The organism is Robertmurraya massiliosenegalensis JC6 (genome assembly GCF_000311725.1).
Taxonomy (GTDB): Bacteria; Bacillota; Bacilli; order Bacillales; family Cytobacillaceae; genus Robertmurraya; species Robertmurraya massiliosenegalensis.
Genome location: NZ_HE978514.1, coordinates 1 through 15,740, shown reverse-complemented (window position 1 = coordinate 15,740; position 15,740 = coordinate 1). Strand labels below are relative to the sequence as shown.

Here is a 15,740-nt window from a genome sequence, read left to right as displayed (position 1 = left end):
ACAACTTTCTATAAGAGCTACAATTTCCTAGCAAGAGAGGTGCAATCATGCTTTCTTATACGATTAAACGACTCTTTTCACTCATTCCAGTTTTACTCGGCCTTGCTTTAATCGTCTTTTTCATGATTCGAGCCATTCCGGGAAATCCAGCCCAAATCATTTTAGGACAGTTAGCAACAGAGGAAGCGGTTGCACAACTGACGAAAGAACTAGGATTGGATCAGCCGTGGTATACACAATTCTTCCTTTACTTAGGTGGACTAGTAACGGGTGATTTAGGAGAGTCGTTACGAACAAAATCTCCTATTAATGAAGAAATATGGCCATTTTTAGCAGCAACTGCAGAACTAGCTTTCTGTGCCATGCTCATTGCGATCGTCATCGGAGTAAATGCAGGAATTATTAGTGCATGGTTCCAAAATTCTTGGTTCGATTATATCGCCATGGTACTTGCCTTAATTGGAGTATCGATGCCGATATTCTGGTTAGGTTTAATGGAGCAATGGATATTTGCGATTAATTTAGATTGGCTCCCAACTTCGGGGAGAGAAAATGTACGAGCCCCAGTAGAGGCAATCACGAATTTCTATATTATTGATACGCTCATTCAAGGAAGAATGGATCAATTAGGGGTGGTAATCAAGCACTTAATTTTACCAAGTGTGGCCCTTGCGACCATTCCGATGGCGATTATTGCTCGTATCACGCGTTCATCGATGATTGAAGTGATGAAATCGGATTTCATTCGTACGGCAAGAGCCAAAGGCTTACGCATGTTTTGGGTGGTGTACAAGCACTCCTTAAAAAATGCGATCATTCCTGTATTGACAATTATCGGCTTACAAACAGGACTTCTCTTAGGGGGAGCGATTTTAACAGAAACGATATTTAGTTGGCCTGGGATTGGACGCTATATCTATGACGCCATCAACTATCGTGATTATCCAGTGATTCAATCAGGAATTTTAATTATTGCGGTCATCTTTGTCCTGATTAATTTAATCGTTGACTTATTATATGCTGCGATAGATCCAAGGATTAAATACAATTAGTGAGGGGGAGAGAAATTGGAACTTTCAACGAATAAACAACAACTTCATGGGCCAATTGAGCCGATTGAAGAAAAAGCAGTCTCCCCTTGGCTAGAAGCATGGAGGAGCTTTCGAAAAAATAAACTCGCTGTAATAGGAACACTGATCGTCCTGTTTTTCATTTTAATCGCCATTTTTGCTCCGCTTATCGCACCAGAAGGAATCAACGAACAAAAGTATGATAAAACGTTGTTAGCTCCATCCAGTGAATATTGGTTTGGCACAGATGATTTTGGGCGGGACATATTTTCAAGGGTTGTTTATGGAGCGCGCATATCACTATGGGTTGGTTTTATCTCCGTTGCAGGTTCGATCATTGTCGGCTGTCTATTAGGGATCCTCGCGGGTTATTATGGGAAATGGGTAGATACGATTATTTCACGGTTCTTTGATATTCTATTAGCATTTCCTAGTATTCTACTTGCTATTGCGATTGTGGCAGTATTAGGACCATCCTTAAGAAATGCACTTATTGCGATTGCGGTTATCAATATTCCAAACTTTGGCCGACTAATTCGCTCCCGTGTTTTAAGTGTCAAACAGGAGGAGTACATTCTAGCCGCTCGGGGAGTGGGAATGAAAAATAGTCGAATCCTATTCCATCATGTTTTGCCAAATAGCATTGCTCCAATCATTGTTCAAGGAACATTGGCAATCGCTACAGCTATTATTGAAGCGGCCGCCCTCGGCTTTTTAGGGCTAGGGGCAGAAGCACCAAATCCTGAATGGGGGAAAATGCTCGCAGATGCAAGAACTCTCTTAACTCAGGCTCCGTGGACGATGTTCTTTCCAGGATTAGCGATTATGTTAGCTGTACTTGGATTTAACCTAATGGGAGACGGACTAAGGGATGCCTTAGACCCGCGGATGAAAAATTAAAAACGATTAAAAAAAGCAGCTGACCATCAGCTGCTTTACTCTTGCACCGGTTCTTCCAAATGAACTTCATTTTCCTTCGTATGATACGATTTGAAGCTCGTCACGAGCACATCTAAATGATTTAAATGCTCATCGTACTCGATAATAAAGGAAATTAACTGCATGATATGAAAAAATGTTACTTCATTTTCATAATCGATTTCTTTTTGCTTTGCGATAAAGAGGCTAAATAATTCTTGTCGGTTAAGGCAAAGCTTATCATCCTCAATCGTTCTCTCACGTTTTACTTTGCCAATGAACTTTAACATAATCTGCTCATGCCGTTCGATTAAGAAATCTAGCTGATGCTGAATTTCTAAATGAAAGTCATCTGGTAAATGAATGACGTCATTTTCAAAGCGATGAAGTCTTTTCAGGATTTCAATGGCTTTTTTTGTCGTGGAAATCATTTGGCGGTAAATGACGAGTTTTCTTGCTTTTGTAGTTGTATTTTTCTTGAAATAGCTTCGTTCCTCTTTGTACATCAAGTAAAGCTGATTCACCTTTACAAGATCATCCTTAATTTTTTCAATATCCTTTTTTAAAAAAGAATGTTCGGACGCATGTCTTGTATTCATACGAATCCATTTCGTAGCTTCTTCTGTCATATTGGCAATACGAAAATAGAGCTTTTTTTCATATTTAGGAGGTAAGAAAACAAGGTTTACAATAAAGGCGGACAAGATTCCGAGTAATATGGTTAAAAAGCGAATGACGGCAAACTCGATAAATTCGTCTCCAGGACTTTCCATAATTGCAATTAATGTTACGAGAGATAAGCTGATTGTATTAGATATGTTTAATTTCAAATTAATCGTGATCACGATGATGGCAGCAAGCCCGATCACAGCAACATTATTACCCAGCGTTAGAACAAACAATACGGCAACAATTGCCCCAATGACATTCCCCTGAACTTGCTCAATGATGGACAAATATGAGCGATAAATTGTTGGCTGCACAGCAAATATAGCTGCGATACCAGCAAAAATAGGAGAAGGCAACTGGAATACCTCTGCAAGTAAGAGGGCCAGAACGATTGCAATTCCGGTCTTTAAAATGCGGGCACCAAGCTTCATAAGTAAATATATCCTTTCTTTACAACAAAAATAACACTTCTCATTATAGGAGATGTGTATACATACTTTAAACTATTTTATTTTATTTCACAATAGACAAAAATTCATATTGTGTGACGGGAGTATGAAATAGGCAAGATAGTCAATTTGGGGATGGGCCATGAGACATGTTTTGCTGAAAGAGAAGGGGAGAGCTCTGGTTCATGAAGGGGTCAATTCCTCAGTTAAACCCACCAAAAAACGCCCGCTTAAAACAAAAGCGGGCGCCAAACTAATTTATTCTATAAACTAAAATCACTCAGTAGAGACAGAAGGGTCTGCTTGTTCTTTGACTGGTACGACTTGAACGAAATGCTCTTCTGGGTCTTGCAAGAGAAGGGAGAGTTCATTTGCTTCTTCCAATTGACCTTCACTCTTAAGCATGTCAACGTATTGGCCAAGAAGCTCCTTAACATCAGATAGCCCTTTTTCTGTTAAAGATGCAACGGAAACTTTTGCACCTTTGGCAATTCTTCGTTGAATCGCATCCTTCGTTAAACCGATCTCTGGTTGATGTCTTAAGTAAACGACACCACCGGTCATACCAGCACACGCCCATGGACCAGGATCGCCTAGTACTAAGCCGCGACCATTGGTCATGTATTCAAAGGCAAAGCCTTTAATGTTAGCTCTAGAACCGATATTGCCATTTTCCTTTGCTGGAATCGGCTTTTTCACTTGGCCACCGATAATCATATCAGCACCTGATAGGCGGATACCAGCGCGGGCATCGGCATTTCCTTGGGCAACGAGTAATCCTTGTTGAGCTCCATAACCGAAGCCTTTCCCGACTGAACCATTATAGTATTGGCCGTTTTTACCCTTTGACTTAAAGATAACAATTTGGCCGCCAAAGGATGTTTTACCAGTACCATCTTGAGAACCACCAGCAACTTCAATTTTGATCCCTTCGCTGTTATATGCTCCGAGGCCATTACCTGGAATCGAGCCGTTTTTATATTTCAGTTCAACAGCAGGAAGTGTTTTATAAGAGCCATCGAGACGACCGCGAACACGGTGACAAGAAACACGGCTACCTAATACTCGCTGCTCAGATGTAATGCTGTGATATTCACGAGATTGCTCCAGTTCTCCAACATTTCCATCTAAAAATTCAGCGCCAACAGCCATTTGAAGCTGTGTAGCTTCTGAAGCAGCTGCGGCTTCTTTTTGATTAAACTGACCAATATCAAGTGTTTTCAGAAGATAAGTTAAATCTAACTGTTCATTGCCTTTTGCTTGCTCTAGGAGGTCAGAACGTCCGACGATATCCTGTAAATTATTGAATCCTAGAGAAGCGGTTAATTCTTTTAGTTCATTGCCAAATGCTGTGAAGAGATTCATAATTCCTTGAACAGCAAGGTCGAATTGTCTTGGAACAAATCGTCTTAAACCATGATCCTTCGCTTGTGCTTCAGATTCAATTTGCGTTGCAATACCGACATGACAAGTATCTAAATGACAGCCACGGCAAGTTGTACAGCCGATTGCAATCATCGATAATGTACCAAATCCAACACGGTTAGCACCGAGTAGCATCACCTTAATTACATCTTTTGCACTCTTGATTCCGCCATCTGCCCAAATTTCCACATTGTCACGGATTCCAGCTTCTAATAATGCATTATGAGCTGCTTTAACTCCGATTTCGACTGGGAGTCCAACATATTGTAGGGCATGAATTCTGGCTGCACCAGTACCACCATCAAATCCGCTTAAAGTGATAATGTCAGCACCAGCTTTCGCAATCCCAACAGCAATCGTACCGATATTTGGTACAACTGGAACTTTGACGGCAACCTTTGCTTTATCATTAGCCGTTTTCAGCTCGTGAATCATTTGCGCTAAATCTTCAATTGAGTAAATGTCATGGTTGTTTGACGGTGAAATTAAGTCAGAACCAACCGTAGCATTTCTTGCTTCAGCAATTTTTTCTGTTACCTTTGAGCCTGGTAAATGTCCACCTTCACCAGGTTTTGCTCCTTGCCCAATTTTAATTTCAAGGAGGTTAGATGAATTGAGAAGTTCTGCATTTACACCAAAACGACCGGAGGCCACTTGCTGCCCACGAGTTCTCGGGTATTTGCCGAGCATATCTTTGATTTCTCCACCTTCACCATTTAAACTCACCATATTTAAACGGTCAGCACCTTCTGCATAAGCACGGAACGCAATTTCGTTCTGAGAACCGAAGGACATGGAAGAAATCACAAATGGTAAACTATGTTCTCCAACACTAATATCAACATCACTTGCTGAAAACTTAGATTCGGTTTCCTTCAAATTTGTTAAATGACGAATCGTCGTTGGATTTTGCTCTTCTTGTTCCGTAATTTTTTCTTTATAAGCACTGTAGTCACCTGTTGAAGCAACATCGCCAATCGCTTTCCAAATACGAGGGAAGAGGTTGAAGGACTTGCCAACACGCTCTTTTTCGTTTTGGTAATCAACCGCTCTTGCAATTGCGTCATTTTTCATCGTTTCAAAATTAAAGCTGAGATCAGGTGAACCAAAGAAGTTAACGATATTGAGTACATTGGCAACTTCTTCGTTTAAGCCAATCGCCGAGAATAATCTCCCATAACCACGAAGTTCGTGAATTCCAATGGTCGAGATAACCTTCTCTAAACCTTTCGTTAAGGCAGAGTATAGGTTAACTAATGGCTTAATCGAATCATCAAGAACTGTCATAAACATGTAATAAGGGCTAATTAAGTCAGCACCTAATCCGAAAGCAACAATAATATCATGTAAAGAACGGATTGAAGCAGAACGTAATAGAATCGAACAATTTCTTCTTAACTCTTCCTTTACAAGCGCTTGATCGATAGCAGATGTAGCAAGATGCGGATCAAGCCATAATGAATCATTCAAATGAGCTTGGCAATCATCGAGGACAATTAGTGTTTTGCCATCCTTTACGGCATTTACCGCCTCAGTTTGTAGGCGAGTTAATGCTGCTTGCACCGTTTCTTCTTTTTGTAATGTCGTAGACAAGTAGGCAATGAGATTTTCCTTTTGGAAAACGTTCGTAACCTGGTCATAGCTAGGTTGATTTAATTCTAATGAGCACTCATAGCCAGCTGCCCCTTCAATAAGAAGTGGAGTAAGGAGTTCAACGACTGTACCTGCTGATTTTTTCTCAAAAAGGGTAGGGCGTCCTCCAATAATCGTTCTTGTTGAAAAATGCTCTGACTCACGGTCACGATCAATCGCAGGGTTTGTCACAACCGCAACACTCTCTTTGATAAAATCAGCGACGTTTTTGCGATTCGGATTAATCGCAGCTAGCGGAGAATCGTGACCAAGAGAACGAATTGGTTCGACACCCTTTTCCGCCATTTGTTCAATTAATTGAATATGATCTCTTTCCCAACCGAAAGCCTTATATTGACCGTTATGAATTTTCGTAGGATAGGTTACGCTAACTGTTTTTTCAAGCTTTGGAACGGATAGACGCTTTCTTGCATCTTCAATGATTGTTCTTTTTGAAAATCTATCATAAACAGTAGCTTGGTATTGATCTTGCTCATATACTTTTAATATATCGCCATCCCACTTCAAGCCCACTTTTTCTCCAGGAGCAAGTGGTTTTGGCTCATTGACGTATTCGCTTGAAGGGATAATCCCGGGCTCAGATGAGAAAAGGTAAGAGCTTTCTGTTTCAAGCATCCATAAAGGACGTAATCCTAACGCATCGACACTAAAGACTGCCTCATCACCAAAGCGGGAGATAATTCCAGCTGGTCCTTGGGCAAAGTGCCCCCAAGCTTCACGCATGTAGCTATACAAGTCTTGAAGATGTTTTGGATAAGCTTTCATTTCATTAATAATCGGTGGGAAAAGTAAATCCAATGCTTCAAATAAAGAATAGCCATCACGGCAAATAAGCGTTTCGATCGTTCTGCTTAAGTCTTGAGAATCACTGCCGTCCTTAACTAGCGGGACACCGATCATTTTTGCTTCATCACGGAGCTTCGCAATCGTATTAATTTCACCATTGTGACCAAGGACGCTAAACGGCTGCACACGATTGAAGCTTGATAATGTATTTGTAGAATAGCGATTATGTCCTAATGTCATCGTGGAGGCGACAATTGGATTTGCTAAGTCATGATAATACTTTGGTAAAATATCACCAGCGCCCATTACTTTGTACACAGCATGATATTGACTTAATGAAGCAACATGGACATTGTCATCTTTTTCTATCTCTACTGTTAGTTCGAAAAGCTTCTTTGAAAGCTCTTGACCTGTAACGGAACTTACGAAAGCAACTTGCCAAAAAACAGGATTTTCTTGAATGGCAATCGGTCCTAGAGCAGAAGAATTAATTTCTTCTGTTGATTCAAATAAAATCTCAAATTGAGAGTTTGTAAGTTTTGAAAGCAACTCTTTTTTAATAGATTGTGGATTTTCTTTTCTATTAATAAAAATATGACCGATTACAAATCCAGCTTGGTCAACAAGCGTGGCGTCTTGCCCTGCTTTTGTCAGCTTCTCTTTCCAAAGTGCGCGTGGGATGTCGATATGAATTCCTACTCCATCACCTTCACCGTTAATGAATCCTGCGCGGTGATTCATTGTCACAAGTGCATTAATACAATTGAAAATATTTTCGCGTGTAGGAGTATTGGTTTTTTCCATCGATGCTACAATTCCGCATGCATCGTGCTCATGACGGTAATATTCATTAAATTGTGAGGGGCTCCATTGTTGATTTTTCATAACTTAGGCTTAAAAAAGGCTTTGCCTTAAAAGCCGTTCACCTCCTAAAAATTCATAAGCGGTCTCCCGAAGTTTCCTGATTGGTATGCTATGTATTAAGTAACCAATCGGCGATAAACCATCAGTCAAACCATAGGCTTTAATTTGAGTGGAAAATTGAAGGAAGCATCTCTATCATTCTCGAAAATGATAAAGTCTGCTTTTTTTGAAAACTATTGGGGAAGAGCTCGAAAAGGTGAAACTCCGTCTCTAGTTTGTTGTGAGATTATATGACAAAAAATAACCACACCTAAAGTAGCCAAATAGTAATTCCAGTGTATCATAAGAATTTTCAGAAATCAATTATTTATACAGAAACTTGGATATATTTTTAGAAAAAACAGGGAAAAATTTACCATGAAATCTAATATTGTAAACGTTTTCAATGAATATTATACAAAAAAAGAGAGCCAATCAAGGCTCTTTGATGCATAAAATATGAATATTTATGCTCGTTCTTTTAAGAGTTTGTTGCTGCTAATTCCTGAAATGCTTGGTTAACAGCGTGAAGGGTTGCTTCAATATCTTCTACTGTATGAGCGATCGTGACGAACCATGCTTCGTATTTTGACGGAGCAAGATTGATTCCTTGTTCTAGCATGAGTTTAAAGAACTTAGCGAATATTTCGCCATCCGTATTCTCAGCTTGCTCATAATTTTCGACTTTCACATCTGTAAAGTAAACAGTTAAGGCTCCCTTAAGTCGGTTGATTGTAATTGGAATTTGATGTTCTTGCGCTGATTTTGTAATTCCTTCTTCAAGCATTGCGCCGAGTTTATCTAAATAATCGTATACACCATCTTGTTTTAACACTTCTAGACAGGCGATACCAGATAAGATAGAAGCAGGGTTTCCTGCCATTGTACCAGCTTGGTAGGCTGGTCCAAGTGGAGCGACACTTTCCATTATCTCCTTCTTGCCACCGTATGCGCCAATAGGGAGACCACCACCAATGATTTTCCCCATAGCGGTTAGGTCAGGTTGAACGCCTAACATATCCTGCGCACCACCATACATAAAGCGGAAAGCAGTAATGACTTCATCGTAAATGACAAGGGCTCCGGCTTCATGGGCAAGGTCATTGACTTGTTGTAAAAAACCTTCCTTCGGTTCAACGATTCCAAAATTTCCAACGATTGGTTCAACGAGAACACCAGCAATTTGGTCGCCCCATTTTTGCAATGCTTCTTTAAATGGTTCGATATCATTAAAAGGAACGGTAATCACTTCTTGGGCAATGCTCTTAGGGACGCCAGCAGAATCTGGTGTACCAAGAGTAGATGGACCAGAACCAGCCGCAACAAGAACGAGGTCGGAATGGCCATGATAGCATCCGGCAAATTTAATGATTTTGTCCCTGCCAGTATAAGCGCGGGCAACACGAATCGTTGTCATAACGGCTTCAGTACCAGAATTGACAAAACGAACCTTTTCCAGATTAGGCATTGCCTCGCGGAGCATTTTTGCAAATTTCACTTCGTGTGGTGTAGGGGTGCCGTATAAAACACCTGTCTCAGCCGCTCGTTTAATGGCTTCTGTTATGTGTGGGTGGGCGTGTCCTGTGATGATGGGACCATATGCCGCTAAATAATCGATATATTGGTTGCCGTCGACATCCCAGAAATATGCACCGCTTGCTCGCTCCATCGCAACAGGGGAGCCGCCGCCAACCGCTTTATAAGAACGGGATGGGCTATTAACCCCGCCAACTATGTATTCTAACGCTTCCTCGTGAAGACGTTCTGAATTTGTAAACTTCATCATAATCCTCCTAATACTTTAATAATACCTATCCCATTTTAGCACTTTTTTGCTTGATTTGCTGTTAATGGAAAAAAGGATTACCAAGTAGGCAATCCTTTCTAAGCTAATAGTTTTTCAATATCTTTTTCGATTTGACTTGGTTCTGTTGTAGGTGCATAGCGCTCTACTACATGCCCATTTTGATCAACGAGGAATTTCGTGAAGTTCCATTTAATATTTTTGGAAAGAACACCTTTTTTCTCTTCTTTCAAAAATTTGAAAAGCGGGTCGGCGTTATCACCATTTACATCGATTTTTGCAAACATTGGAAAAGTGACCCCGTAATTCATTTGGCAAAATTGCATGGTTTCATCAATATTAGCGAATTCTTGGTTGTTGAATTGATCACAAGGAAAGCCTAAAATCTCTAAACCTTGGTCAGCGAACTGATCATATAGTTCTTGGAGTCCTTTGAATTGGGGAGTTAGCCCACATTTGCTTGCGGTATTGACGATAAGCAATGCTTTACCAGAAAAGTCTCGCAAAGATTTTTCCTCACCAGTCGTCATCTTTACATTAAAATCATGAACGGTTTTCATGTTCACCCTCCTAAGTTCTTCTTTACCTCAGTTTATCATTTTTCTTATGATAAAGCTCTTTAGACAAGCTGTTCTATCTGTGCTTAATGAGACGTATAAATAGAAGAGACTCGAACGATTATATCTGCTTGAGATGAGGGGAATGGATGGTTTTTTACTCGTCAATTATTCTAATTGTGATTTGTATAGTAAGCAGTGTACGACTTCTTTTTACTCCGAATAAAATCAAAGGGAAGCGAGTATCACTTGAAAATTTTTTATTTTTAGCCTCTATTTATGCAACCGTTATGATTAGTTTTGGGCTTTTATATATATTGCTAGAACTACACGACTTCCCGGTACTGGATGACAATTATGTACCAGTTGCAAATCGATTTATAGAACGTCTTGAAACAGGGCTGTATTTTAGTGCTGTTACATTATTTTCAGTAGGGTATGGGGATATTGCGCCAATTGGAGTGGGACGAATTATTGCCGTTATTGAAGCGTTGATTGGCTATACGATTCCGGCAGCTTTTGTAGCGAGGACAGTACTTGACATGGAGAAATAGTGTATAGCTTGTTTTTGCTCTTCCGATTCGTTACCCTAATGATAGGAATGAATTGGAGGGATCGATATGTCTATTGAACAAGGTCAGTTGGCACCGGATTTTCAATTGCCAGCAAGTGATGGAAGTACGGTGAAGCTTTCAGATTATCGCGAAAAAAATGTCGTTTTGTATTTTTACCCGAAGGATATGACTCCTGGATGCACAACTGAAGCATGTGATTTCAGAGATCAGCACACGAACTTTGAGGATGTTGATGCAGTGATTTTAGGAGTGAGTCCTGACCCGATTGCAAGACATGAGAAGTTTATTGAAAAGCATGGACTTCCTTTTCTTCTATTGGCAGATGTTGATCATGAAGTGGCCGAGAAATTTGGCGTTTGGAAGCTGAAGAAGAATTTTGGGAAAGAATATATGGGAATCGAACGCTCTACTTTCATCATTGACAAAGAGGGAAAAATTGCTAGAGCGTGGGAAAAGGTCAAGGTTAAAGGGCATGTAGAAGATACTTTACAATATTTGAGAGAATATCTATAAATATGATCTGGATCAGACCAAAGGTTCATAGTATGATTTCATTAAGACATACGTGTCGCTCTTGAATCATTTAGTTGAATATTGGTCATGAATCCTATGAATAGGATGCAATTGATTGACTACCAATTAAGATTGGGGTCAATTTTTTTATTTTTTTAAAGAAAATTGCAAAAAAATGAAGTAATTTCTTGTTTAAATACGTCTAATACTTATGAAAATAGAAAAATGTTGTGGATTCCGATAAAAAATGAGCCAAAGAAGGTGATAGAATTTGAGAGAAAAAGAGATATATATTCTTCTAACAGATACAGGCACCTGGTTTTCTAAAATGATTAAAATGTACACAAGATTTCCATATAATCATGTTTCCATCGCCTTAGATGAAGGCTTGGAGGATATTTATAGCTTTGGACGAAAGGTATACACAAATCCTTTCTCGGGAGGTTTTGTGAAAGAACGCATGGACCAAGGCGTCTTTTTTCATAAAAAGGAAACAAAATGTGTATTGTATAAATTAACGGTGAACGAAGAACAATTTAATCACATTATCCAGATTATTTATCAGTTTGAACGTTTTTCGGCTAATTATAGATATAACTTGATGGGAATTTTCGCCATTGCTCTTAATATGGAGCTAAAGCGAAACAATGCCTTTACATGTTCCCAGTTTGTCGCTACTGTTCTGAGGATGAGTGGTTTGAAACTTTGGAAGAAATGTCCAGAACTTGTCCGACCAGATGATTTTGTCCTAATTCCTACATTGGAACTTGTATATGAAGGAAAGCTTCATGAGTATCAACATTATTATCAAATGACGACCATACCAGTTCGAAATGTTATCGGAGTTTAATGAACTTATTTCTTATATTATATTTTGATGAGCTGCTTATTATTGAGGCAGCTTTTTTGATCTGTTTTTTTAGAAAGCCTGTGCTGGTGTCCACGCAACTATACAAGTGTTGAATATGATTGTATTAGGGCATACCTCCTCAGACAAATGTTTATTTTTCACAGGTCACATTGTTGGCCTGCTTTTTTTGGAATAAATCAACCATTAACGTGTTAAAAAAGTTTATAATAGAAGGAAATAAGGAGGGTGTTAATGTGAAGGTTGTTTCATCGATTTTACCTGCTGAGTCAATCCAAGAAATGATTCGTTCCAAATTTCCGGCTATTCAATTCGAATTTTTCAAAGGAATGAAGAATGCATTCGAAAGTTTTCAGGAGGCTGAAATTTTTATCACCTATGGCGAAGATTTAACCGAAGAACGAATTGAGAATGCCCGAAATTTAAAATGGATTATGGTGATGTCTGCAGGTCTTGATAAAATGCCGCTGTCAGCTTGCCGTAAAAAAGGCATTATCGTTACCAATGCTCGTGGAGTACATAAGATTCCGATGGCTGAATATACAGTGGGGACCATGTTGCAATATGTTAAGCAAGCGCGATTGTTATGGAAAAATGAAGAAGAGGAACGATGGGATCGTCGTGTGTCAATGGAAGAGCTCTGTGATAAAACGATTCTTATATTAGGTGTAGGGGCAATTGGTGGGGAAATTGCCCGACTTGCTAAAGCATTTAGAATTAAGACAATTGGTGTAAATCGAACGGGGAATCCGGTTGAATTCGTAGATGAATTGTGTAAATTAGATGGTATTTCTACAGTAGTAGGAAAAGCGGACTTTGTTGTTTCTGTATTGCCAAGCACACCGGAAACGACTCATTTGCTAACATATGAGCACTTTAAATCGATGAAAGATACGTGTGTCTTTATTAATATTGGTCGTGGTGACCTGGTAGAAGAAGATGTTCTTTTTGAAGTGATAAAGAACAAAGAGATTGCTCATTTATTTTTAGATGTGTTTGCAACGGAACCATTGCCAGAGGGACATTCATTTTGGAAAGAGGAAAGAGTAACCATCACCCCACATTTATCGAGTTTGACAAAGAAATATTTGCCAAGATCATTTGAAATATTTGAGAAAAATCTACATACATATAATAATAAAAGTGACAAAATGATTAATTATATAGATTTAACCCGTGGGTATTAGCGGATATATTGACAAACGGGGCTCGATACGAGTACACTAATTATAAATATTATAAAATAAGAATTTATACTAGAAAAGAGGTGCATGGCGGTGTCACATAGTGAATTAAAAGAAGCACTTGATACCTTAAAAGGAACTGGGGTTAGAATAACTCCACAACGTCATGCGATACTTGAGTATTTAATAAACTCAATGTCACATCCTACTGCCGATGATATTTATAAAGCATTGGAAGGTAAGTTTCCAAATATGAGTGTGGCAACGGTTTACAACAATCTAAGAGTATTTCGTGAGGTTGGTCTTGTTAAAGAATTAACCTATGGGGATGCATCTAGCCGCTTTGATTTTATTACAACACATCATTATCATGTTATTTGTGAAACTTGTGGAAAAATTGTCGACTTTCATTACCCAGGATTGGATGAAGTTGAACATCTTGCTTCACACGTAACTGGCTTCAAAGTAAGCCATCATCGGATGGAGATCTATGGGTCTTGTCCAGATTGTTTAGCTAAAGAAGCTCATTAACTGATAGTTCCTGCTATCAGTTATTTTTTTGTAAAAAAATAACTCGGCGTGGTTACCGAGTTTGGTCTAGTATGTAAGCTTTAAGAATCTGCTTTTTTACTATTATATTTTTCGTTAAACTCTAAGCCTTCTAATTTTGGATCAAGGGTAAGCGGTTCGTTACAGTGCATGCATATATCGACTCGACCTAATATCTTCGTTGGCTTTTGGCAATTCGGACATTTAACTTGAACGGACTTCGTCGAAAGCATGCCAATCCAAAAATAAACGACAGTACTTGCGATAATAGATAGTAAACCTAAAAACATAAAAATAGAAACTAAAATGACGGACTCTCTAAAAAATATTCCGAGATACATAATGAAAAATCCGACAAAAATTAAGCTTAAGGCAAATGTACGGATTTTATTTATTTTACTTGAATATTTAGCCATGATTGTACCCTCCTAAGACATTACTATATCACATAATGGAAGATGAATTAAATGATTTGAAAAAGGTTCTGTCGAAGTTTGTCTAGAAAATAAGCAGGAGATCGTATAGAATTGTCGAAGATATAGGCTAACAAAATAATGGGGGAATGATGATGGAAGACATTCTTCGTCCGATTTATCAAGAGAGGGCAAGTCACCCAAATACACTTGGTGTACTAACGATAGAAAAAATCCAATACTCTATACCAACGACTGATACATTCGATACAGTTCTTTTGATGATCGTAAAAGAAGCAGAGCAACCGATCTTTGTGAAGCATTATTCGTATGAAGGAAAAAAAGCAGCGCTCTACATGGTAACGGAAAAGAAGTTAAATGAATGGCTCTTACTAGGAACAAATAAGAGAATATTCGATTGGCTTTATAATGGGAAAATCCTTTTCGATCGCAATGAATATGTTGCGAAATTAAAAGAAGAGATGAAGGAATTCCCTTTTTACGGACGTAAGGTAAAAATGGGATTAGAATTTGCTAAGCTTATTCGCAGGTATATGGATGGCAAGGCGTTCTTTGAAAATCATCACTACCTAGATGCGTATAATTATGTTATTCATTCACTACATCATTTAGCTAGACTATCTATCATTGAAAATGGATTCCATCCAGAGGTAACGGTTTGGAGTCAGGTAAAACAGATGGAGCCTGAAATTTATAAGTTATATGTAGAATTAGTAAACAGTGATGAAACGATGGAAAAACGTCTAGAGCTTCTCTTCCTAGCAAGTGAGTTTTTAATTCATTCACGAACTAAAGTAGGGATCGCTCATTTATTAGAAGTGATGGAGAAACGTGATTTCTGGACCTTTAATGATATGCTTACTCATGAAGAACTGGTGGAGTATTCAGTAGATCTAACGATTCTAATCGAGTATTTAATTGATAGAGGGTATATTGATGTGAAGAATGTGGAAACAAAAGGACAGGGTGTTTTTCACCGTTGCTATTTTGTTGCGAAAAAATTATCGTAATAAAATATCAAAAAGGGTTGCATTATTTTAAAATACTTGGTATATTAATATCCGTCGCTGCGAAACGCATTGAAAAATGCTTTTGCTTTGACGGATTTACTTTTTAAAAAGGTGTTGACATTAAAAACACCACATGTTATATTAAGAAAGTCGCCTCTGAAGCGATAACGAATTTTTCTTACTAGCGAAAAAAGCGATTAACGAAAGAAATTTTCGCTTTCGTGAAAAAGAGGAAAGATATTTTCACTAGCGTGAAATAGAGGGATGGAATTTCCCTAAAGGAAAATCCACTGCACTTTGAAAACTAAACAAATCATACGTCAACATATAATAGTGAAGGCGACTGTAAAGCTTCGACAGACATTGGAGCTTC

At 38.7% G+C, this 15,740-nt stretch carries 13 protein-coding genes; 8 read left to right on the top strand and 5 right to left on the bottom strand.

Annotated features, from left to right (window positions below; all coding sequences use genetic code 11):
- Positions 1-47: 47 nt before the first annotated feature.
- Both BMSHG_RS13440 and BMSHG_RS13435 read left to right on the top strand, forming a co-directional pair.
- Positions 48-1,052 carry an ABC transporter permease gene (locus BMSHG_RS13440; RefSeq protein ID WP_019154966.1) on the top strand — a complete coding sequence of 335 codons (1,005 nt, stop codon included), beginning with the start codon at positions 48-50 and terminating at the stop codon, positions 1,050-1,052.
- A 15-nt stretch (positions 1,053-1,067) separates the two neighbouring features.
- Complete coding sequence (locus BMSHG_RS13435) at positions 1,068-1,970, top strand: ABC transporter permease (RefSeq protein WP_019154965.1); 903 nt, start codon at positions 1,068-1,070, stop codon at positions 1,968-1,970.
- Between the two features lie 35 nt (positions 1,971-2,005).
- Here the strand turns inward: BMSHG_RS13435 and BMSHG_RS13430 are convergent, their stop codons facing one another.
- The 4 genes from BMSHG_RS13430 to BMSHG_RS13410 all read right to left on the bottom strand — a co-directional run bounded on the left by BMSHG_RS13430 (position 2,006) and on the right by BMSHG_RS13410 (position 10,237).
- A complete protein-coding gene (locus tag BMSHG_RS13430) occupies positions 2,006-3,088 on the bottom strand; it encodes an FUSC family protein (RefSeq protein WP_019154964.1) in 1,083 nt (360 codons plus the stop codon).
- Positions 3,089-3,382: 294 nt separating this feature from the next.
- Positions 3,383-7,855, bottom strand: coding sequence for a glutamate synthase-related protein (locus BMSHG_RS13420; protein ID WP_026073450.1), 4,473 nt, complete (start codon positions 7,853-7,855; stop codon positions 3,383-3,385).
- Positions 7,856-8,354: 499 nt separating this feature from the next.
- Positions 8,355-9,656 (bottom strand): glutamate-1-semialdehyde 2,1-aminomutase, encoded by a 1,302-nt coding sequence (locus BMSHG_RS13415; RefSeq protein WP_019154961.1) that lies wholly within the window; start codon positions 9,654-9,656, stop codon positions 8,355-8,357.
- 101 nt (positions 9,657-9,757) lie between these two features.
- Positions 9,758-10,237 carry a glutathione peroxidase gene (locus BMSHG_RS13410; protein ID WP_019154960.1) on the bottom strand — a complete coding sequence of 160 codons (480 nt, stop codon included), beginning with the start codon at positions 10,235-10,237 and terminating at the stop codon, positions 9,758-9,760.
- Positions 10,238-10,383: 146 nt separating this feature from the next.
- Here BMSHG_RS13410 and BMSHG_RS13405 point away from each other — a divergent pair, with 146 nt between their 5' ends.
- The 5 genes from BMSHG_RS13405 to perR all read left to right on the top strand — a co-directional run bounded on the left by BMSHG_RS13405 (position 10,384) and on the right by perR (position 13,905).
- On the top strand, positions 10,384-10,788 hold the full coding sequence (locus BMSHG_RS13405) for a potassium channel family protein (RefSeq protein WP_019154959.1): 405 nt from the start codon (positions 10,384-10,386) through the stop codon (positions 10,786-10,788).
- Between the two features lie 66 nt (positions 10,789-10,854).
- On the top strand, positions 10,855-11,322 hold the full coding sequence (gene bcp / locus BMSHG_RS13400; protein WP_019154958.1) for a thioredoxin-dependent thiol peroxidase: 468 nt from the start codon (positions 10,855-10,857) through the stop codon (positions 11,320-11,322).
- Between the two features lie 271 nt (positions 11,323-11,593).
- Entirely contained in the window at positions 11,594-12,172 is a 579-nt protein-coding gene (locus BMSHG_RS13395; RefSeq protein ID WP_019154957.1) for a hypothetical protein, read from the top strand.
- Between the two features lie 254 nt (positions 12,173-12,426).
- Positions 12,427-13,377, top strand: a complete 951-nt coding sequence (locus tag BMSHG_RS13390; protein WP_019154956.1) for a D-2-hydroxyacid dehydrogenase — start codon at positions 12,427-12,429, stop codon at positions 13,375-13,377.
- A 90-nt stretch (positions 13,378-13,467) separates the two neighbouring features.
- A complete protein-coding gene (gene perR / locus BMSHG_RS13385; RefSeq protein ID WP_019154955.1) occupies positions 13,468-13,905 on the top strand; it encodes a peroxide-responsive transcriptional repressor PerR in 438 nt (145 codons plus the stop codon).
- A gap of 80 nt (positions 13,906-13,985) precedes the next feature.
- Here the strand turns inward: perR and BMSHG_RS13380 are convergent, their stop codons facing one another.
- Positions 13,986-14,339 (bottom strand): YgzB family protein, encoded by a 354-nt coding sequence (locus BMSHG_RS13380; protein WP_019154954.1) that lies wholly within the window; start codon positions 14,337-14,339, stop codon positions 13,986-13,988.
- Positions 14,340-14,491: 152 nt separating this feature from the next.
- Between BMSHG_RS13380 and BMSHG_RS13375 the strand changes: the two genes are divergently transcribed.
- The gene (locus BMSHG_RS13375; protein ID WP_019154953.1) at positions 14,492-15,367 is read left to right on the top strand and encodes a nucleotidyltransferase-like protein; all 876 of its coding nucleotides are present in this window, start codon (positions 14,492-14,494) and stop codon (positions 15,365-15,367) included.
- The last annotated feature ends 373 nt before the right edge of the window (positions 15,368-15,740 follow it).

What these genes read in the sequence shown, in the direction of transcription:
- BMSHG_RS13410 (WP_019154960.1), bottom strand. Translation starts at nt 10,237, where the DNA reads ATGAAAACCGTTCATGATTTTAATGTAAAGATGACGACTGGTGAGGAA.
- BMSHG_RS13415 (WP_019154961.1), bottom strand. Translation starts at nt 9,656, where the DNA reads ATGAAGTTTACAAATTCAGAACGTCTTCACGAGGAAGCGTTAGAATAC.
- BMSHG_RS13405 (WP_019154959.1), top strand. Translation starts at nt 10,384, where the DNA reads ATGGTTTTTTACTCGTCAATTATTCTAATTGTGATTTGTATAGTAAGC.
- BMSHG_RS13420 (WP_026073450.1), bottom strand. Translation starts at nt 7,855, where the DNA reads ATGAAAAATCAACAATGGAGCCCCTCACAATTTAATGAATATTACCGT.
- BMSHG_RS13430 (WP_019154964.1), bottom strand. Translation starts at nt 3,088, where the DNA reads ATGAAGCTTGGTGCCCGCATTTTAAAGACCGGAATTGCAATCGTTCTG.
- BMSHG_RS13375 (WP_019154953.1), top strand. Translation starts at nt 14,492, where the DNA reads ATGGAAGACATTCTTCGTCCGATTTATCAAGAGAGGGCAAGTCACCCA.
- BMSHG_RS13380 (WP_019154954.1), bottom strand. Translation starts at nt 14,339, where the DNA reads ATGGCTAAATATTCAAGTAAAATAAATAAAATCCGTACATTTGCCTTA.
- BMSHG_RS13440 (WP_019154966.1), top strand. Translation starts at nt 48, where the DNA reads ATGCTTTCTTATACGATTAAACGACTCTTTTCACTCATTCCAGTTTTA.
- bcp (WP_019154958.1), top strand. Translation starts at nt 10,855, where the DNA reads ATGTCTATTGAACAAGGTCAGTTGGCACCGGATTTTCAATTGCCAGCA.